Below are 19,444 nucleotides of genomic sequence, written 5' to 3'. Positions count from 1 at the left end.
ATGAACGGGAAGCGCCAAGCTTCCCTTGGAGAAGAGGCGCCCAAAAGGCGCAGAACGGAGGACAGGACGATGACGGAAGCGACGCTATCTGTGACGACGGATTTTGCACCGGTTGCACAGACGAAAGCGGCCACCGTCAAAACCGCCCTGCGAACCACCACTACCCCGACTACGGGGCTCTTCGATCGATCGCCTTCGGCTCAAGGCATGTACGATCCGCGCAACGAGCATGATGCCTGCGGTGTCGGCTTCATCGCGCAGATGAAGGGCGTGAAGTCGCACCAGATCGTCAAGGACGGCCTGTTCATGCTGGAAAACCTGACCCATCGCGGCGCGGTGGGTGCGGACCCGCTGATGGGCGACGGCGCCGGCGTGCTGGTGCAGATCCCCGACAGGTTCTTCCGCGAGGAGATGGCCAAGCAGGACATCGAGCTGCCGCCGGTCGGCCAATATGGCGTCGGCCACTGGTTCATGCCGCGCGATCCCGAGCTGCGCGCGCATGTCGACGAGATCATCCGCGACTCAGCGCAGTCGGAAGGCCTGCCGCTGATCGGTTTTCGCGATGTGCCGGTCGACAACTCCTCTTTGTCGAAGGCGCCCGATATCGCGGCTGCCGAACCGTACCACCGCCAGGTCTTCATCGGACGCACGCCGGATATCGACAATGACGAGGAATACGAGGCACGCCTCTATCTCCTGCGCAAGGTCATCTCCGGCCGCATCTATGCCGAGAACAACAACAAGGACATCGGCTCCTACTGCGTCTCGCTGTCGGCGCGCACCATCGTCTACAAGGGCATGTTCCTGGCCTACCAGGTCGGCGCCTATTACAAGGACCTGTCCGACCCGCGTTTCGAGACGGCGCTGATCCTCGTCCACCAGCGCTTCTCCACCAACACCTTCCCGTCGTGGAAGCTGGCGCATCCCTACCGCATGGTCGCCCACAATGGCGAAATCAACACGGTGCGCGGCAACAACAACTGGATGGCGGCGCGCCAGGCCTCGGTCGACAGCGAGCTGTTCGGCAACAACATCTCGAAGCTGTGGCCGATTTCCTATGAAGGACAGTCGGACACGGCCTGCTTCGACAACGCGCTCGAGTTCCTGTTCCAGGGCGGCTACTCGCTTGCCCATTCGATGATGATGCTGATCCCGGAAGCCTGGGCCGGCAACAAGTCGATGGATGCCGACCGCAAGGCCTTCTACGAATATCACGCCGCCCTGATGGAACCGTGGGACGGGCCGGCCGCCGTCTGCTTCACCGACGGGCGCCAGATTGGCGCCACGCTCGACCGCAACGGCCTGCGTCCGGCCCGCTACATCGCCACCGACGACGACCGCGTCATCCTGGCTTCGGAAGCCGGCGTGCTGCCGGTTGAGGAAAAGAGCATTGTCCGGAAGTGGCGCCTGCAGCCGGGCAAAATGCTGCTCATCGACCTGGTCGAGGGTCGCATCATCTCCGACGAGGACATCAAGAAGGAGATCGCCGCGCAGCATCCCTACAAGGATTGGCTGAAGCGCACCCAGCTCGTGCTGGAAGACCTGAACCCGGTGGAGCCGCGCGCGCTGCGCAAGGATGTCACCTTGCTCGACCGCCAGCAGGCGTTCGGCTACAGCCAGGAAGACCTGAAGCTTTTGATGGCGCCGATGGCCGTCACCGGCCAGGAAGCCGTCGGCTCGATGGGCACCGACACGCCGATTTCGGCGATGTCGGACAAGTCGAAGCTGCTCTACACCTATTTCAAGCAGAACTTCGCCCAGGTCACCAACCCGCCGATCGACCCGATCCGCGAGGAACTGGTGATGAGCCTGGTCTCCTTCATCGGGCCGCGGCCTAACATTTTCGACCTCGTCGGCACCTCGCGCAAGAAGCGGCTGGAAGTGCGCCAGCCGATCCTGACCAATGGCGATCTGGAGAAGATCCGCTCCATCGGCCACACCGAGGATCGTTTCGACACCAAGACCATCGACATCACCTACGCGGTCGCCGAAGGCGTGTCGGGCATGGCGGGCGCGGTCGAGCGCCTGTGTGACCGTGCCGAGGCGGCGGTTGCCGGCGGTTACAACATCATCATCCTGTCCGATCGCCAGATCGGCCCGGACCGCATCGCCATCCCGGCGCTTCTGGCCACGGCCTCGGTGCACCATCACCTGATCCGCAAGGGCCTGCGCACGTCGGTCGGCCTCGTCGTGGAATCGGGCGAGCCGCGCGAAGTGCACCATTTCTGCTGCCTTGCCGGCTTTGGCGCCGAGGCGATCAACCCCTATCTCGCTTTCGACACGCTGCTCGACATGCACAGGAAGGGCGAGCTGCCGGAAGAGGTCGACGCCTACGAAGTGGTCTCGCGCTACATCAAGTCGCTCGGCAAGGGCGTGCTCAAGGTCATGTCCAAGATGGGCATCTCGACCTACCAGTCCTATTGCGGGGCGCAGATCTTCGACGCGGTCGGGCTGAAGAGCGAGTTCATCGAGAAGTACTTCACCGGCACTGCCACCCTCATCGAGGGCGTCGGGCTGGACGAAGTCTCGGCTGAAACGGTCGAGCGGCACGGCGATGCCTTCGGCGACGATCCGGTGCTGCGCAACAGCCTGCAGGTTGGCGGCGAATATATGTACCGCATGCGCGGCGAAGCCCATATGTGGACGCCCGACGCGGTCGCCACGCTGCAGCACGCCGTGCGCAAGGGGTCGTGGTCGACCTTCAAGGAGTTCTCGGCCCAGATCGACAGCGAAGCGGCGCGCGCCCAGCAGATTCGCGGCCTGTTCCGCATCAGAAAGGCCGAAGAGACCGGCCGCAAGAAGGTTGCGCTGGACGAGGTGATGACGGCGGCAGAGATCGTCAAGCGCTTCTCCACCGGCGCGATGTCCTTCGGCTCAATCTCCAGGGAGGCGCACACCACGCTGGCGGTCGCCATGAACACCATCGGCGGCAAGTCGAACACCGGCGAGGGTGGCGAGGAGCCGGACCGCTACCTGCCGCTTCCGGGCGGCGGCCGCAATCTGGAGCGCTCCGCCATCAAGCAGGTGGCATCGGGCCGCTTCGGGGTGAGCGCGGAATATCTCGTCAACTCCGACATGATGCAGATCAAGGTGGCGCAGGGTGCCAAGCCCGGCGAGGGCGGCCAGCTGCCCGGCCATAAGGTCGACGCGACGATCGCCAAGGTGCGCCATTCGACGCAAGGCGTCGGCCTGATCTCGCCGCCGCCGCACCATGACATCTATTCGATCGAAGATCTGGCGCAGCTGATCTACGATCTGAAGAACGTCAACCCGGCCGCCGACGTGTCGGTCAAGCTGGTGTCGGAAGTTGGCGTCGGCACGGTCGCGGCGGGTGTCGCCAAGGCACGCGCCGACCACATCACCATCTCCGGTTATGACGGCGGCACCGGCGCATCTCCGCTCACCTCGCTGAAGCATGCCGGCAGCCCTTGGGAAATGGGTCTTGCCGAAACGCACCAGACGCTGGTGCTGAACGGGCTGCGTTCCCGCGTGGCGTTGCAGGTCGACGGCGGCCTGCGCACCGGTCGCGACGTCATCATCGGCGCGTTGCTCGGTGCCGACGAGTTCGGCTTCTCGACCGCGCCGCTGATCGCGGCCGGCTGCATCATGATGCGCAAGTGCCATCTCAACACCTGCCCGGTCGGCGTCGCCACCCAGGACCCGGTTTTGAGGAAGCGCTTCAAGGGCACGCCCGAGCACGTCATCAACTACTTCTTCTACGTGGCGGAAGAGGTGCGCGAGCTTTTGGCCGAAATGGGATACACTCATCTCGACCAGATCATCGGTGACACCGACCTCCTCGAAAAGCGCGAGCTGATCGATCACTGGAAGGCGCGTGGGCTCGACTTCTCGAAAATGTTCTACAAGCCCGAGGCGCCGCGCGAGGCCGTGCACTGGACCGAGCGCCAGAAGCATCCGATCGACGACGTGCTCGACCGCCAGATGATCGAACAGGCCAAGCCCGCTCTCGAAGCGCGCCAGCCGGTCGAGATCGCGCTGCCGATCCGCAACGTCGACCGCTCGGCCGGCGCCATGCTGTCGGGCGAGGTCGCCAAGCGCTTCCGCCACAAGGGGCTGCGCGAGGACACCATCAAGGTGACGTTGACCGGCACCGCCGGCCAGTCCTTCGGCGCCTTCCTGGCGCGCGGCATTTCGTTCGATCTGATCGGCGCCGGCAACGACTATGTCGCCAAGGGCCTGTCGGGCGGACGCATCGTCATCCGCCCGCCGGATGATGCCAGGATCGTCGCCGAGGATTCGATCATCGTCGGCAACACCGTGCTCTACGGGGCCATCGAAGGCGAGTGCTACTTCCGCGGTGTCGCCGGCGAACGTTTCGCGGTGCGCAACTCCGGCGCGGTCACGGTCGTCGAGGGTGTCGGCGACCACGGCTGCGAATACATGACCGGCGGTGTCGTTGTCGTCATCGGCAAAACCGGGCGTAACTTCGCCGCCGGCATGTCCGGCGGCGTCGCCTATGTGCTGGACGAGGAGGGCGATTTCGCGCTCCGCTGCAACATGGCCATGGTCGAGCTGGAGCCGGTTCCCGAAGAGGACGACCTGATGGAAAAACTGCTCCATCACGGCGGCGACATCGACCACAAGGGCCGCGTCGACGTATCGGGCGACATGACCAGCCACGACGAGGAGCGCCTCTACCAGCTGATCTCGAACCATGTGCATTACACCGGTTCGACGCGGGGCAAGGAGATCCTCGACAATTGGGCGACCTTCCGGCCGAAATTCCGGAAAGTCATGCCGGTCGAATATCGCCGCGCGCTGCAGGAGATGGAGCGCGCCCGCATGAGCGTGGCGGCCGAATAGGCAATTGGTCGGCCGGGAGGCAATCGCTTCCCGGCGCCCATCACCACCCAGCCAATCAATGACCCGATCCCGCGGTTGCGCTCGCGACCGGATGAGGATAACGGGTGCGGCGGTAACCCCGCCACGTGCTCTACAGGAACCGAGACATGGGCAAGGTAACAGGTTTTCTCGAGATCGACCGGCAGGTGCACAAGTACCAGCCGGCATCCGATCGTATCCGGCATTTTCGCGAATTCACGCTGCCGATGTCGCAGCCGGAAGTCGAGAAGCAAGCCGCGCGCTGCATGGATTGCGGCATTCCCTTCTGCCACGGCCCGACGGGCTGTCCGATCCACAACCAGATCCCGGACTGGAACGATCTCGTCTACAATGGCGACTGGGACGCGGCGATCCGCAACCTGCACTCGACCAACAATTTTCCGGAATTCACCGGCCGCATCTGCCCGGCGCCCTGCGAGGAAGCCTGCACGCTGAACCTCGAGGACATCCCGGTCGCGATCAAGACGGTTGAACAGGCACTGGCCGACAAGGCCTATGAGACCGGTTATGTCCGTCCCTATCCGCCGGAGAAGAAGACCGGCAAGAAGGTCGCCATCATCGGCTCGGGTCCCGCCGGCATGGCGGCGGCCCAGCAGCTTGGCCGCGCCGGCCATGACGTGCATGTCTATGAGCGCGAGAGCCGCCCCGGCGGCCTGCTGCGCTTCGGCATTCCCGACTTCAAGATGGAAAAGCACTATATCGACCGCCGCGTCGAACAGATGGCGGGCGAAGGCGTGACCTTCCATTGCGGCGTCAATGTCGGCGTCGACAAGAAGGTGGAGGAGTTGCTCGCCGAGTTCGACGCCGTGCTTTATTGCGGCGGTTCGGAAACGCCGCGTCCTGCCGGCATTCCGGGCGACGATCTCGAGGGCGTGCATGACGCGATGCCCTATCTCGTCCAGCAGAACAAGCGCGTCGGCGGCGAGGACATCCAGTCGGTTGCCTGGCAGTCAGAGCCGATCACGGCCGGTGGCCAGCATGTCGTGGTGGTCGGTGGTGGCGACACCGCTTCCGACTGTGTCGGCACCGCCTTCCGCCAGGGCGCGGTGCGCGTCACCCAGCTCGACATCCGCCCGCAGCCGCCGGAGAAGGAAGACAAGCTCGCCGTATGGCCCTACTGGGCGACCAAGATGCGCACGTCCTCGTCGCAGGCCGAAGGCGCTGAACGCGAGTTCCAGGTGGCGACGTTGGAGTTCATCGGCGAGGAAGGCCAGCTCACCGGCGTGAAATGCTGCGAAGTGGACGAGAAGCGCAAGCCGATCCCGGGTTCGGAATTCGTCATCCGCGCCGATCTCGCCTTCATCGCCATCGGCTTCGCCGGACCGATCGACGGCGCGGTGACCGCTGAACTGGATGGCAAGCTCGACATCGCCACCGACGCACGGCGCTCCAGGAATGTCGCCGCCAACGACAGCGACTACCGCACCAGTGTTGACCGGCTTTATGCCGCCGGCGACATCCGCCGCGGCCAGTCGCTGGTGGTCTGGGCGATCCGCGAGGGTCGCCAGGCAGCGCGCGCCATTGATGAGGCGCTGACCGGTTCGAGCGTTCTGCCGCGCTGACGCGGCCTGGCGCCGGGGCCTTTCAAGGAAATCCGGCGCTTCGTTCTCCCCTTTATCGTAGAGGCTTGTCCGCTTAGGGCCGCAAGGCGCCGGTCTTGTCCGGTGCAGCGGCCGGCTGCGATTTTGGCGACAGCGAGAAGTCGTCCGCCCGGCCGGGCGAAGCGGGCGGCGCGATACCCTGCACCGCCAGTTTTTCGCCGGGAAGCACCAAGGCGGGTTTCGCGGGCGGTGTCGCACCCAAAAGCTCCGAGCCGCCGTCGAGCGCCGGGTCGCCGAGCGCCATCGGCTCGGTGCGGTCGATCGGGATCGGTGCCGCCGCCGGCGGCATCAGCATGCCCGGCGGTGAAGGACTGGCCGGCAGCGCGGCGGGTGCGGCACCGAGCAGCCCTGAAAGCCCGAGGATCTTCAGGAGCGGCTTTTCGGCATAGAAGGCCACCTTGCGCTTGCCGCCGCGCGTCAGGTTGATGCCGTCGTCGCCACGCAGGCGGGCCGGCTGGCCGTTGACGTCGGGACCAGTCGAAACGAAGGCGCCGTTCTCGTCGACGAAGCCGTCCCATATGTCGACGAACTCGCCGTTATAGGCTTCGGCGGCAGCGCGGTAGATGCCGTTGAAGGCCAGCATGTCGGCGGTCATCTTCGAAGGCTTGAAGGCCGGCATGCCGACCCACAGATAGGGCACCTTCGTGCCGGCCAGCGCCTTGGCCAGCGCCTGGGTGCGCAATTCGTAGGCCTTGGTCCACACTTCCGAACGCGGGGTTTCGCGCTCGTCGCCCACCTTCATCTGCTGGCGGTCGTTGGAACCCATCATGACGATGACGGCGGCGGGCTTCTCCGCCGCCACCAGTGCGGCGATCTCCTGCGGCCAATTGTAGACGTCGTCGCGCACGAAGCCGGACGAGCCCTTGGCGCGGTCGACGACCTTGATGGCCGGATTGTTGGCGAAGAACTCGTTCAGCCCTTCGGCAAGGCCGCTGGCCAGGAAGTCGCCAACCACCAGGATGACGCGGGCGTCGGTCGTCTTCTCGACGGCGGTGACCGGCGGCTCGACGGGCTTGCGCACGACCGGCTTCGGTTTGTGCTTCGGCTTCTGCGGCTGGCCGATCTGGCCGGGTGGCACCAGCCGCTCGCTACGGCGGGGAAAGAACAGGTCGCGCAGCGACCACGGCCGCGCCTCCGGGTCTTCCTGGGCGAAGGCCGGCGCCTGCCAGGCGGCGGCGATGCCGACGGCAAGGAAGCCGGCGGCCAGGAGCAGAACCGGCAGGCGGCGCAAAGGTGCCAAGAACCGCGATGCCAAGCTATGCGTCTCCGTTGCCTATGCGGTCATTTCCGCCGCAATACCTTCAGCACTTCCATGCTCGGATGGCCGTCCGGGGTCAAGCCGGCGCTCGACTGATAGGCGGAGATGGCATCCTTGGAGGCCTGGCCGATCTTGCCGTCGAACTTGCCGTCGTAATAGCCGTGCTCGGCCAGGCGCTGCTGCAGTTCCTGTTTCTCGGCGAAGCTCAGTTTGGTGAAGGGCCGGCTCCAGTCGTTGACCAGCGCGCCGCGGCCGGCAATCTGGTCGGCCAGCAAGCCGACGGCGAAGGCGTATTTGTCGGCGTTGTTGTAGCGCTTGATCACCTGGAAATTCTTGATGATCAGGAAGGCGGGGCCTTCGCGGCCGCCCGGCAGCTTCAGTTCGGCGCGGTCGGTGCCGTTCTTGAACGGCTTGCCGCTGGCCCGGGTTACGCCCAGCGCCTGCCATTTCGACAGCGACATGGAGCCGCCCGGCACTTTTCCGTCGGGCAGGGTCACTTCGTAGCCCCAGGTCTTGCCCGACTGCCAGCCGTTCTTCTTGAGCAGGTTCGCGGCGGTGGCCAGCGCGTCCGGCACCGAGTTCCAGATGTCGCGCTTGCCGTTGCCGTCGAAATCCACGGCATAGGTCTGGTAGCTGGTCGGAATGAACTGGGTGTGGCCCATCGCGCCGGCCCAAGAGCCCTGCAGGTGGCTTTCGTCGATGTCGCCCGTCTGCAGGATCTTCAGCGCGGCGATCAGCTGGGTGCGGGCATATTTCGAGCGCTTCTGGTCGCCGTAGCCGAGGGTGGCCAGCGAGCGGATGACGTTGCGCATGACGTCGTCGCGCTTCAGCATCTCGCCATAGTTCGATTCCATCGACCAGATCGCGAGCAGGATGTAGCGGTCGACGCCGAAGCGGGCCTCGATCTTGTCCAGCCACGGCTTCCATTTGCGGGCCATCGCCTGGCCGTTGGAAATCGCCTGCTCATGCACGCGGTTGTCGAAATAATCCCAGGCCGGCGCCGTGAATTCGGGCTGGAAGCGCGCCTTCTGCAGCACTTCCGGGTCGGGGTCCTTGATGTCTCGGAATGCGGCGTCATAGACGGCGCCGGAAACGCCCGCCTGCACCGCGCTGGCGCGGAAGGACGCGACCCAATGACGGAAGCCGGCGTCGGCGAAAGCCGGGCCCGCCGGCAGAATAAGAGCAAGCGAAAGCGCCGCTGCCGAGATCATGCCGGCAAACTTTTTGGCGGCGGTGCGAATGGGCATCATGTCCTCCATTATCATCGCAGGAAGAGCATTCATGGCCGAACCCGGTTAGGATTTGGTTTACCATAGACCCGACGCGAGGCCAAAAGCAGTGCTGATATAATTTTTAATGATTTTTGACTGCAAAGCCCTAGTCTGGCAGCCTGTTCACTAGTCTTCAATTCCGGCATGGAAATGTCGTGAAGCAGGGATTGACCCTGTCATCCGCAATGGATCGTTGATTGATGAAAAGAGTACGCAAGGCAGTTTTCCCGGTCGCCGGCCTCGGCACGCGCTTCCTTCCCGCCACCAAGGCCATCCCGAAGGAGATGCTGACCGTCGTCGACAGACCGGTCATCCAATATGTCGTCGATGAGGCCCGCGAAGCCGGCATCGAACATTTTATTTTTGTCACCGGCCGCAACAAGGCGGTCATCGAGGATCATTTCGACGTCCAGTTCGAGCTCTATGACACGCTCGCCCAGCGCGGCAAGGACGAGGTGCTGTCGCGCCTGCAGCGCCTGCAGCCGGCGCCTGGACAGACCTCGTTCACCCGCCAGCAGGTGCCGCTCGGCCTTGGCCACGCGGTGTGGTGTGCGCGCGACCTGGTCGGCGACGAACCGTTCGCGCTTCTCTTGCCCGACATGATCATGCAGTCTGAAAAAAGCTGCATGAAGGACATGGTCGAGCTCTACGAGGAGACCGGCAACAACATCATCGCGGTGCAGGAGTGCGATCCGCAAGAGACGCACAAATACGGCATCGTCGGGCGTGGCGAGGACACCCACACCGGCTTCCGCATCACCGAAATGGTCGAGAAGCCGAAGAAGGGCACGGCGCCGTCCAATTTCTACATCAACGGCCGCTACATCCTGCAGCCGGAAATCTTCGGCATCCTGGAAAACCAGGAACGCGGCGCCGGCAACGAGATCCAGCTCACCGACGGCATGCTGAAGCTGAAGGACAAGCAATCCTTCTACGGCTATCACTACCAGGGCCGCACTTTCGATTGCGGCTCGCCCGAAGGTTTCATCGAGGCCAATGTCGCTTTCGCGCTCTGGCGCAAGGACGTGAACGGCAACATGGCGAGCGTCATCCGCACATTGCTCGACGAGTTCGAGAAGGCCGGCGTGAAGGCTTCGGTCGTCTGACCGCTTTCCACATCTTCGATCCCTGTCGAAACCGGTCGCCGCAAGGCGGCCGGTTTTGTTTCGGGCCTGCATTTGGTCTTGGGCAGCCTCAGCGCTGCAGCGTCAGCCCCAGATAGACGCTGTTGGTCTTCGAGGGGCGGCCCTCGACATTGCTGCTCAGCCGTTCGTGGCGGAGATACGAGGTGACGCCGAGATAGCGGTTGAGCCACCAGGTGGCGCCGACCTGGCCACTGTAGATCAGGTCGTGGTCGCTGGAGCCGATATAGTCGCGATAGGCGAGGCCAAGGGCGGCGTTGCCGGTCAGGTTGGCGCGCAGCTGGCGTTCGAAGGTGAGGCCGCTGGAATAGAGGATCGAGCCGCTCTGGCCAGGCGTGGTGGTGTCTTCCAGCGTGGTTTCGCCAGTCAGGCCGACGATGGTTCCGCGCACCGGCGACCAGCGCATATTGGCGGCAACGGTGGCGCCCGAAACCGGCTGCAAGCGGTTGTCCTGGAAGGCTTCGCGCATCCAGCCGGCCGAAACCTCGCCGCTCAACTTTTCGCCCATGTCGAGTTCGAGGCCGCCGCGCACGCCAAGCCGGTTGGACGAACGCTCGAAGCCGTTGAGGTCCGCGGTCTGGTCGAAGACGCGCCGGCCGACCTCAATTTCGGTGAAGGGGGTGAGGGCCGGCGAGATCTGGTAACCGCCGCGCAGGGTGGCGGTGTAGAGGGTGGAGTTGCGCGTCTCCTGCGACTGGATGGTGCCGTCGCCCAGGGTGGCGTCGCCAAAGACGTCGCGCTGGGCGGCACCTTTCAGCCCAAGCCGCAGCTTGCCGATGTTCTTCTGGATGGCGAGGCTGCCGTCGAACGTGTTGCGCTGCGGCTGCGTGATCGCGCCCGGCACGCCGGCTGGCGAGGTCGCGCCCTCAGGCGCCGTTTCGTAGCCCAGCTTGGCAATGGCGCGCCAATCATGGTCGAGGTCGACATTCAGCGTTCCCTCGATGCGGCCGCGCCGCTCCTTCACATCCTGGCCGGAGAAGCTCTTGCGGAAGGTGCCATAGCCGTCGATGACGGCCGAATTGGTCGCCCACTCGGACGTCGCGTTGAGACGCAGCGTGCTTTGCGAGATCGTTGCCGAGCGGCCGTTCGCGCTGGAATCGGCATTGGAGGTGGCCAGCACGCCCTGTCCCAGCGAAGGCCGCAGCGTGAAGGAACCGACCTTGATGCCGAGCGGTGCGTAAGGCGTGTCGTCCGGCCGCGCGCGGCCGCCCTCGATAGGGCCGGTGCGTTGGGCGCGGGGGTCGAGCGGTTGGCGATCGGCCAGATCGACGGTTCCCGTGCGCAGGTTACGGTCGACCTCGGCTTCCGCTCCGGCTGCCGCCGCGGTCGCCGTCGCGCCTGGCCGGCGAGGGGCATTGCGCCGCGCCGTCGCGCGGTTGTTTTGCCCGTTGTTCCGCGCGGTCGTCGCATCGTTGCGGTTGCGCTGTCCGGTCGTGTTGGCGCGGGCGGCATTGGCCGCGGGTGTCCTTGCCGAAGCGCCGGCCTGGCGCCGGTTGGTCGTCAGGGGCTGGTCGGCGAAGGGGTCCGCCGGAGCGGCTGCTGCCGCACCGTTGGCGCCGCCATTGTCGGCGGGCAACGCGTTGCCGGCGGCGTCGACATTGCCGGTGGCATCGGCGGGTGCCGCGTTGAGGTCCTGGGGCAGGGCGCCGCGGCTCGTTGGCCGGTAGGCCGGTTCGGCGATGCCGGCCGCAGGTGCTGCAGGCGCGGCCGCGCCGTTGAGCGGCTGGTTCTGCGCGACGCCCGGCTGGTTGGCGGGGGGCAGGGCACCCGGCTGGGCTTGCGGCGTGAACGGGTCGTTGACGGCGCCGCGCAGGTCGAGTTGCTGGGCAAAGGAGGGCTGCATCAAAAGCAATGGCAAAGCCGTCGCCGCCAGCAGCAAAGCGCCGGCGGCCGTCCTTTTCTGGCTGCTCTTGTCAGGCTGGGCCCGCGACATCGTCACCACACATTCGTGGCGCACCCCCGCGCCATGCTTACCGAACCGTAAATTGTGATGGTTAATGGAGTGTTAGGCCGGGGCCTGTTCACGGCCCTGGACGATTGAATTGGACAGATTGTGCATGAAGCGCTAAGCGCTTCGTCCATGCATGCTGCAAGCTTGAAGAGGAAGCGGGCGGACCGTCAGGCCGCGATCGCTTCGGCGCTCAGAACCGTAGCCACCGAACAGGCGGGATTGGCCGCGCTCAGCACGGCCCTTGAAGACGGCCTGGCCGAGCCGTTCGCGCAGGCTGTCGACGCGCTTTCGCGCATCACCGGCCGCGTTATCGTCACTGGCGTCGGCAAGAGCGGCCATATCGGCTCCAAGATCGCCGCGACGCTGGCTTCGACCGGCACGCCGGCTTTCTTTGTTCATCCCGTCGAGGCCAATCACGGCGATCTCGGCATGATCGCGCCGGACGATGCCATCATCGCGCTGTCGTGGTCGGGCGAGAGCTTGGAGCTCAAGGGCATCATCGACTATTCGCGGCGCTTTTCCATTCCGCTCATCGGCCTCACCGCCGGCGAGAAATCGGCGCTGGCGCGCGCCGCCGACGTGGTGCTGGCGCTGCCCAAGGCGCAGGAAGCCTGCCCGCACGGACTGGCACCGACCACCTCGACGCTTTTGCAGCTGGCGATGGGCGATGCACTCGCCATCGCGCTGCTTGAGGCGCGCGGCTTCACGCCGGACCATTTCCGCACCTTCCATCCCGGCGGCCAGCTCGGCGCCAATCTGACGCTGATCTCCGAGATCATGCGCACCGGCGACCAGATTCCGCTCGTTGCGCTCGGCACCAAGATGCCCGAGGCGGTGATGACGCTGGCGCAGAAGAAGGTCGGCTGTGTGTGCGTGGTCGACAGCGACGGCAAGCTGGCCGGCATCGTCACCGACGGTGACCTGGGTCGTAACCTGCACCGCAACCTCGCCGAGACCACGGTCGACAGCATCATGACCCGCTCGCCGAAGACGATCGAGCCGAGCTTGATGGCAGGCGCGGCGATCGCCTTGATCAACAAGCATAATATCGGTGCGCTGGTTGTGGTTGAAAACGGCGTGCCGGTGGGCCTCGTGCATTTCCACGATTTGCTGCGCATCGGCGCGGCCTGACCTTTTTTCATCGCGAAGCCAGTCCTTGAATGACCGCCGGCTTCGCGCCCGAGCGGGAGCAACGTCATGGACGAAGTGATCGAAATCGGCGGTGCGCGCGTGCTGCATTGCGCCAAGGAAGGCGCGCTGCTTGCCCGCGAGGCCGACATCAACGATTTCATCGGGACGGCCTTTTCGCACCAGGCCGATGTCGTCGCCATTCCGGTCGAGCGGCTGGGGCCGGATTTCCTGAAACTCTCCACCGGTCTTGCCGGCGCGACATTCCAGAAGATGGTCAACTATCAGCTGAAATGCGCGATCGTCGGCGATATCGGCGATACGCTGGAACGCAGCGGGCCGCTGCGCGACTTCGTGCGCGAAACCAACAAGGGCAGTTCGATCTGGTTCGTGCCCGGCTTCGAGGTGCTGAAAGAGAAGCTGCTGTTGCGAGCGGGTGCGGCGTAGGTCGTTCACGTAACCCTCCCCACACAGGGGAGGGGTAAAGCTCAGATCTTCTCGACCGTCAGCTCCAGGTCGGTTTCCGCGGCACCTGTCACCTTGACGCGGGTGCCCGCCGGCAGGTCCGGCCCGGAGACACGCCACAGCGTATCGCCCAGCTGGATGCGGCCGCGACCCTCGCGGATCGGCTCGGCCAAAGTCGCGGTGCGGCCGATCATCTGTTCTCCACGCCGGTTGAGCAATGGCTGGTCGCTCTTGGCGTGCTGGCTGCTGAAGAAGCGCTTGCCGGCATAGGCCGACACCAGCGCCAGCACCAGAAAGGCCAGCACCTGCACCTGCCAGGTCCAGAAGGCGGCGTCCCACAGGAGGAGCGAGGCGGCGCCGATCAATAGCGCCGCGATGCCGATCCATATCAGGAAGACGCCGGGGGCGAGGATTTCGGCGACCAGCAGGACAAAACCCAGAACCATCCAGTTCCAGGGGCCGAGTTCGACGATCAAGCGTTCGATCATGGCGTTGTTCCCGACAGCGCTCAGCTTTCGCCGGGCCGCACCAGCGGCGGGCGGGTCGATTGCCGCTGGCTGGTGCCGCCCCGGCCATCGTCCCTGAACACTTCCTTGGCGATCTCGCCGATGCCGCCCAGCGTGCCGATCAGCGAGGAAGCCTCCATCGGCATCAGCACGATCTTGGAATTGCCGGCGGTGCCGATCTTGGCCAAGGCCTCGGTGTATTTCTGCGCCACGAAATAGTTGATCGCCTGCACGTCGCCCTTGGCGATCGCCTCCGACACCACCTGGGTGGCGCGGGCTTCTGCTTCGGCCGAACGCTCGCGCGCCTCGGCATCGCGGAAGGCAGCTTCGCGACGACCTTCGGCTTCCAGGATCTGCGACTGCTTCAGGCCCTCGGCGGCCAGGATCTGCGCGCGCTTGTCGCGCTCGGCCATCATCTGGCGGGCCATGGAATCGACCAGATTGGCCGGCGGGTTGATGTCCTTGATTTCGACGCGGGTGATCTTGACGCCCCAGGGATGCGCCGCCTCGTCGACCACGCGCAACAGCCGCTCATTGATGGCGTCGCGGTTGGACAGGAGTTCATCCAGGTCCATCGAGCCCATCACCGTGCGGATGTTGGTCATGGTCAGGTTGAGGATGGCGTTCTGCAGCCCCGACACCTGGTAGGCGGCCTGGGCGGCGTTCAGGATCTGGAAGAAGGCGATGCCGTCGACGCCGACAATGGCGTTGTCGCGGGTGATGATTTCCTGGGTGGGAACATCGAGCACCTGTTCCATCATGTTCAGCTTGGCGCCGATGCGCTCGAAGATGGGGTTGATGATGTTCAGGCCCGGCGTCAGCGTCTTGGTGTAGCGGCCAAAGCGCTCGACCGTATGGTTGTATCCCTGCGGCACCGTGCGGATGCCCTTGAACAACAGGATGAGCACCAGGGCGACCAAAACAACGATCGCAATGTCGAAACCCGTGAAACCGCTGACGTCCATTCGGCTCTCCCTCAATTGCCTCACAAAACACTTAAGTGTGTTTCAGCGCCGTTACAATCGAAAGAGGCGGTAGGGATTGGGATGCCGCTTCGTGGCGGCCAGCCGAAGTCTCGGCGAAAGCTTAAATCCAGCCGGCCAGTTCGCCGCGCGCCAGCGTCTCGATCACGTCCATGCCTTCGGGACTGTCGTTGAGGCAAGGGATGTGGGCGAACTTCTCGCCGCCGGCGTGCAGGAAGATTTCCCGCGCCTCCTGCGCGATCTCTTCCAGCGTCTCGATGCAGTCCGAGGAAAAGCCGGGATTGACGACGGCGATGCGCTTCACGCCTTCCTTGCCGAGCCGCTCCATCGTCTTGTCGGTGTAGGGCTGCAGCCATTCCTGCGCGCCGAAGCGCGACTGGAAGGTGGTGATCAGCTTCTTCTCGCTCCAGCCCAGCCTTTCGCGCAAGAGCCGCGTCGTTTCCAGGCAATGCGCCTGATAGGGATCGCCCTTGTCGGAATAGGGTTTGGGAATGCCGTGATAGGAGGCGGCAATCACCTCCGGTTCGAAATCCAGCGTGGCGAGGTGCTTTTCGATCGAGCGGGCGAGCGCGTCGATATAGACGGGCTCGGCATAGTAAGGTGGCACTGAGCGGACCGCCGGTGCCCGCCGCAGCTTCATCAGCGCGCGAAACAGCTGGTCGTTGGCGGTCGCTGTCGTGGTCGCCGAATATTGCGGATAGAGCGGGAAGGTGAGGATGCGGTCGCAGCCCTGGCCGACCAGCTTTTCGACGACCGCGCGGGTCGAGGGGGTGCCATAACGCATCGCCCAGTCGACGCTGACATTGTCGAGGTCGGCGAGACGCTCCGTCAGTCTTTCGCTCTGCCCGCGCGTATAGGTGCGCAGCGGCGATTCGTTCTTCTCGCGGTTCCAGATCTTGGCGTAGTTGGCGCCCGATTTCTTTGGGCGCGTCGTCAACACCAGGCCGTAGAGGATCGGATACCAGAGCCAGCGCGGCATCTCGATGACGCGCGGGTCGGATAGGAATTCGCGCAGATAGCGCCACATCGGCCCGTATTCGGTGCCGTCGGGCGTGCCGAGATTGACCAGCATCAGGCCGACCTTTTGCGGTGCGGCGTTGGGCAGGCTGCCGGCAGGCGCGGCGGCGGCTTTGGGGTCGGTGGCGAGCGTCATGGCAGTGTATCTAGCAGCGGCGTCGCAGGTTGCAATGTCGCGTCTGGCCGCACCTTTGCGCCAATCCACCCTCTCCCCTTGCGGGAGAAGGTGGCCGAGCCGCAGGCGAAGCCGCCTTAGGTGAGGTCGGATGAGGGGTTGGACGGAGCGCGACATTCCCCGACATAGCTCGTCAGGACAGGGCGGTTCCCTTGCGCCGCCTCATTCCTTGCAACACCCCTCATCCGTCTTGTCGCTGCGCGCCGATCCACCTTCTCCCACAAGGGGGAGAAGGTAAGTTCCTCACTTCGCCGGTATCTTCAGCTCCGAACCGACCAGCAGGCGGTGCGCCTCCTGGCCGGGGTTGGCATTGGCGATGCGGCGCCATTTGGTGCCGTCGCCATAGGCCTTGACCGCGATATCCCAATAGGTGTCGCCCTTGACGATGGTGTGCGTGCCACCGGCCTGGATCGGGGCGGCGGTCTCCGCCGGCTTGGCCGTTTCGACGGGTTTTGCAGCCTCTGCCGGCTTGGCTGTCTCAGAGGAAGCTGCATCGGCGGGCTTCGCCGCCGGGGCTGCGGTGCCGCCGGCCTGCGCCGTGTCTGCCGGTTTGGCGGCCTCCGTCGCGGCAGCCGGTTGCGTTGCCGCCGCCAGCTCGGTGATGCGACCGTCCAGTTTCGGCGTATAGGGGCTGTGCGTTCCGACATAATCGGCCACGACCTGCTCCAGGCTCGGGCCGTAGTCGTAGGCGTCCTTGGCGTCGACGAACAGCTTGTAGCCGTCGCCGCCCTGGCGCACGTAATTGTTGGAAGCGACGATGTATTCCTTGGCCGGGTCGATCGGCTTCCACTGGCCGCCTTCCATCACCTCGACCGACTTGACGCGGCCGCCATTGGCCGGCGCCGACTTGTCGAAGGCGTATTTCAGCCCGGCCACCTGCGGGAACTGGCCCTTGCCTTCCTCGACGCCGGAAACGCCGTGTTCCAGTGCGCCGACGATAGTCTTGCCGGGCACCTTGAAGGTGGCGACGGTGTTCTGGAACGGCAGCACGGTGAGCACGTCGCCCATCGTCACCTTGCCTTCCTTGATCGAAGCACGCAGGCCGCCGCCATTGGTGAAGACGATCTCGACGCCCTGGCCCTTCACGCGGTCGAGCACGGCGTCGGAAACAAGATTGCCCATCGTGCATTCGCGCGCGCGGCAATTGTCGCGGCTGCCGTCGATGGCGGCGGTGGTCTCGCCGACCTGCTTGGCCTTCAGTTCCTCGATCGGCGCGCCGAGTTCCTTGATGCGGGCCAGAACCTGCGGGTCCGGTGTCACCGACTTGTCAAGCGGGATCGGGTTGCCGCTGGCTTCCTTGACGACGCCGTTGTCGTCGAACACCACCTTGAACTCGCCGAGCAGCTTCGAATAGGAGGCGGCCTGGGTCACCGGCACCTTATAGCCGCCCGGGTTGTCGATCATCGTCGGGTAGGGACCCTCGGCCTTCGGGTCGGTGTTGGACAGAAGCGAATGCGAATGTCCGCCCACCACCACGTCGATGCCGGGGATCTTGGCGATCATCTCCTTGTCGCGCGGATAGCCGACATGTGTGAGCGCGATGATCTTGTTGACGCCCTGGCCCTTCAGTTTCTCCACCTCGGCGGTGATCGTCTTGACGTCGTCCTCGATGGTGATGTTGGGGCCGGGCGAGGCGAGTTCGGGCGTGTCGTTGGTGACGGCGCCGATGATGCCGATCTTCTGACCGCCGACCTCGACCACGACCGAAGGCTTGATGCGGTCGCCGACCTTGGCGGCGGCGCTCGCCTTCACATTGGCCGACAGGACCGGGAATTTGATGACGTCGAGGAACGGCGCCAGCGCGTCCTCGCCATCGTCGAACTCGTGATTGCCGACGGTCATGGCGTCGAACTTCATCTCGTTGAGGAACTCGGCCTCCACCTTGCCCTTGTAGGTGGTGTAGAAAAGCGAGCCCTGGAAATTGTCGCCGCCGTTCAGCAACAGCACGTTCTGGCCTTCCAGCTTCTTGCGCTCCTGGGCAATCGCGGTGATCAGGCGCGCGGCGCCGCCAAAGCATTCGCCCTTGGTCTCTTCCTCGGCCGAACAGGTGGATTCGTATTTGTTGTTGCTTTCGATGCGGCTGTGCCAGTCGTTGATGTGCAGGATGTTGAGTGTATAGTCGGCAAAGGAAACGCCGCTGCTCATGGCAAGCGCCGAGGCCGAAAGGGCCATTACGACAGCGATCTTCTTCATTCCTGCTCTCCCTCTTGTCGTGGCGGCTCGCCTTCGCCCCAGCCGGGCGTCTTTCGGGGCGATGCGCGCGAGCCCGTTCACGGCGTTGTAGCCGCCCTGCTTGACTGGAATTTTACATGCCCTCTGGCGGCATGTTCCCATCGCCTCCCGGCCGATGCAAGCGGATTCGGGTCAGGCTTTGCCGGCGAAAAATGTTGAGTAAACGAAAACAGCCGCATCGCGACGATGCGGCTGTTTTCGAAATGAGAGCCGGTGGTGAAGCCTTGTCGCGCCTGGAATCGGCGCGGTCAGCTCCGCCGCGTCAGCACGAAGTTCTGGCCGGCCTGGCTGGTGCAGTTGAGCTGGTTGATGGAAACCAGCAGGCAGTTGAAGGCGATCGGCGACTGGCGGATCAGCGACGTGCCGTTGATCTCGATCGAGGTCTGGCTGGTCAGCCGGTAGCTGCCGTCGGCCAGTTTCTGGCCGGTGTCGGTCGCCACCGTCTGGAACTTGCCGCCTGAAATGGTGGAAAGGCCGGTGCCCTGTGCGTCGATCCACGAGCCCTCGACGCCCTTGGGAGCGGCGTTACGTGGCGGCTCGGCCGGGCCGCCGGTCTGGCACGCGGCCAACGCCATGGTTGCGCCGGCGGCGAGGCCAGCCAAGACAAGTTTGCGCGCTGTCGTCATGTCGAAAAAACCTCTCCTCGGTCCGCACCCTTTCCTTCGCTCGAATTGCGGATGAAAACAAGGCTCGCCAATCTAAGGGCGATGCCGAGCGTTGCGATCCGGCAACAGTCGGTCAGTCCACCACTTTGTCGGGCTGGTCGATTGACAGCTTCTTGAAACATTGCAACTTTCGTATATCGAAGAACACAAATGTTCTGGAGAAACCGCACCGGAAACCAATCGGGCG

At 64.5% G+C, this 19,444-nt stretch carries 13 protein-coding genes; 5 read left to right on the top strand and 8 right to left on the bottom strand.

All coding sequences use genetic code 11. The features are described from left to right. The first annotated feature begins 69 nt into the window (after positions 1 to 69). Positions 70 to 4,824, top strand: coding sequence for a glutamate synthase large subunit (gene gltB, locus AB4136_RS14775; RefSeq protein WP_137900639.1), 4,755 nt, complete (start codon positions 70 to 72; stop codon positions 4,822 to 4,824). Positions 4,825 to 4,970: 146 nt separating this feature from the next. After that, the gene (locus tag AB4136_RS14770) at positions 4,971 to 6,425 is read left to right on the top strand and encodes a glutamate synthase subunit beta (protein ID WP_024925850.1); all 1,455 of its coding nucleotides are present in this window, start codon (positions 4,971 to 4,973) and stop codon (positions 6,423 to 6,425) included. Positions 6,426 to 6,498: 73 nt separating this feature from the next. Here AB4136_RS14770 and AB4136_RS14765 read toward each other — a convergent pair whose 3' ends face one another. Together AB4136_RS14765 and AB4136_RS14760 are read right to left on the bottom strand one after the other, a co-directional pair. Next, positions 6,499 to 7,719, bottom strand: a complete 1,221-nt coding sequence (locus AB4136_RS14765) for an SGNH/GDSL hydrolase family protein (protein ID WP_024925849.1) — start codon at positions 7,717 to 7,719, stop codon at positions 6,499 to 6,501. 26 nt (positions 7,720 to 7,745) lie between these two features. Continuing rightward, positions 7,746 to 8,969 carry a lytic murein transglycosylase gene (locus tag AB4136_RS14760; RefSeq protein WP_024925848.1) on the bottom strand — a complete coding sequence of 408 codons (1,224 nt, stop codon included), beginning with the start codon at positions 8,967 to 8,969 and terminating at the stop codon, positions 7,746 to 7,748. Between the two features lie 224 nt (positions 8,970 to 9,193). On the opposite strand from AB4136_RS14760, the gene galU reads away from it, so the two are divergent. After that, positions 9,194 to 10,099 (top strand): UTP--glucose-1-phosphate uridylyltransferase GalU, encoded by a 906-nt coding sequence (gene galU / locus AB4136_RS14755; RefSeq protein ID WP_024925847.1) that lies wholly within the window; start codon positions 9,194 to 9,196, stop codon positions 10,097 to 10,099. 88 nt (positions 10,100 to 10,187) lie between these two features. On the opposite strand, the gene AB4136_RS14750 is transcribed toward galU, so the two are convergent. Continuing rightward, entirely contained in the window at positions 10,188 to 12,068 is a 1,881-nt protein-coding gene (locus AB4136_RS14750; RefSeq protein ID WP_024925846.1) for an outer membrane beta-barrel protein, read from the bottom strand. 147 nt (positions 12,069 to 12,215) lie between these two features. On the opposite strand from AB4136_RS14750, the gene AB4136_RS14745 reads away from it, so the two are divergent. Together AB4136_RS14745 and AB4136_RS14740 are read left to right on the top strand one after the other, a co-directional pair. Then, positions 12,216 to 13,217 carry a KpsF/GutQ family sugar-phosphate isomerase gene (locus tag AB4136_RS14745; protein ID WP_024925845.1) on the top strand — a complete coding sequence of 334 codons (1,002 nt, stop codon included), beginning with the start codon at positions 12,216 to 12,218 and terminating at the stop codon, positions 13,215 to 13,217. A 66-nt stretch (positions 13,218 to 13,283) separates the two neighbouring features. Continuing rightward, positions 13,284 to 13,661, top strand: a complete 378-nt coding sequence (locus AB4136_RS14740) for a DUF4180 domain-containing protein (protein ID WP_024925844.1) — start codon at positions 13,284 to 13,286, stop codon at positions 13,659 to 13,661. A gap of 41 nt (positions 13,662 to 13,702) precedes the next feature. Here AB4136_RS14740 and AB4136_RS14735 read toward each other — a convergent pair whose 3' ends face one another. From AB4136_RS14735 to AB4136_RS14715, 5 genes are all read right to left on the bottom strand, one after another. Then, a complete protein-coding gene (locus AB4136_RS14735) occupies positions 13,703 to 14,167 on the bottom strand; it encodes an NfeD family protein (RefSeq protein WP_024925843.1) in 465 nt (154 codons plus the stop codon). 20 nt (positions 14,168 to 14,187) lie between these two features. After that, a complete protein-coding gene (locus AB4136_RS14730) occupies positions 14,188 to 15,150 on the bottom strand; it encodes an SPFH domain-containing protein (protein WP_024925842.1) in 963 nt (320 codons plus the stop codon). A gap of 121 nt (positions 15,151 to 15,271) precedes the next feature. Continuing rightward, positions 15,272 to 16,321, bottom strand: coding sequence for a ferrochelatase (gene hemH, locus AB4136_RS14725; RefSeq protein WP_137900638.1), 1,050 nt, complete (start codon positions 16,319 to 16,321; stop codon positions 15,272 to 15,274). A gap of 282 nt (positions 16,322 to 16,603) precedes the next feature. Then, positions 16,604 to 18,553, bottom strand: coding sequence for a 5'-nucleotidase C-terminal domain-containing protein (locus AB4136_RS14720; protein ID WP_024925840.1), 1,950 nt, complete (start codon positions 18,551 to 18,553; stop codon positions 16,604 to 16,606). A 287-nt stretch (positions 18,554 to 18,840) separates the two neighbouring features. After that, a complete protein-coding gene (locus tag AB4136_RS14715; protein ID WP_024925839.1) occupies positions 18,841 to 19,218 on the bottom strand; it encodes a hypothetical protein in 378 nt (125 codons plus the stop codon). Positions 19,219 to 19,444 lie beyond the last annotated feature (226 nt).

The organism is Mesorhizobium sp. 2RAF21, from assembly GCF_052115345.1.
GTDB lineage: Bacteria > Pseudomonadota > Alphaproteobacteria > Rhizobiales > Rhizobiaceae > Mesorhizobium > Mesorhizobium terrae.
The sequence above is the reverse complement of the archived record's forward strand: the minus strand, read 5'-3'. Positions and strand labels throughout refer to the sequence as shown.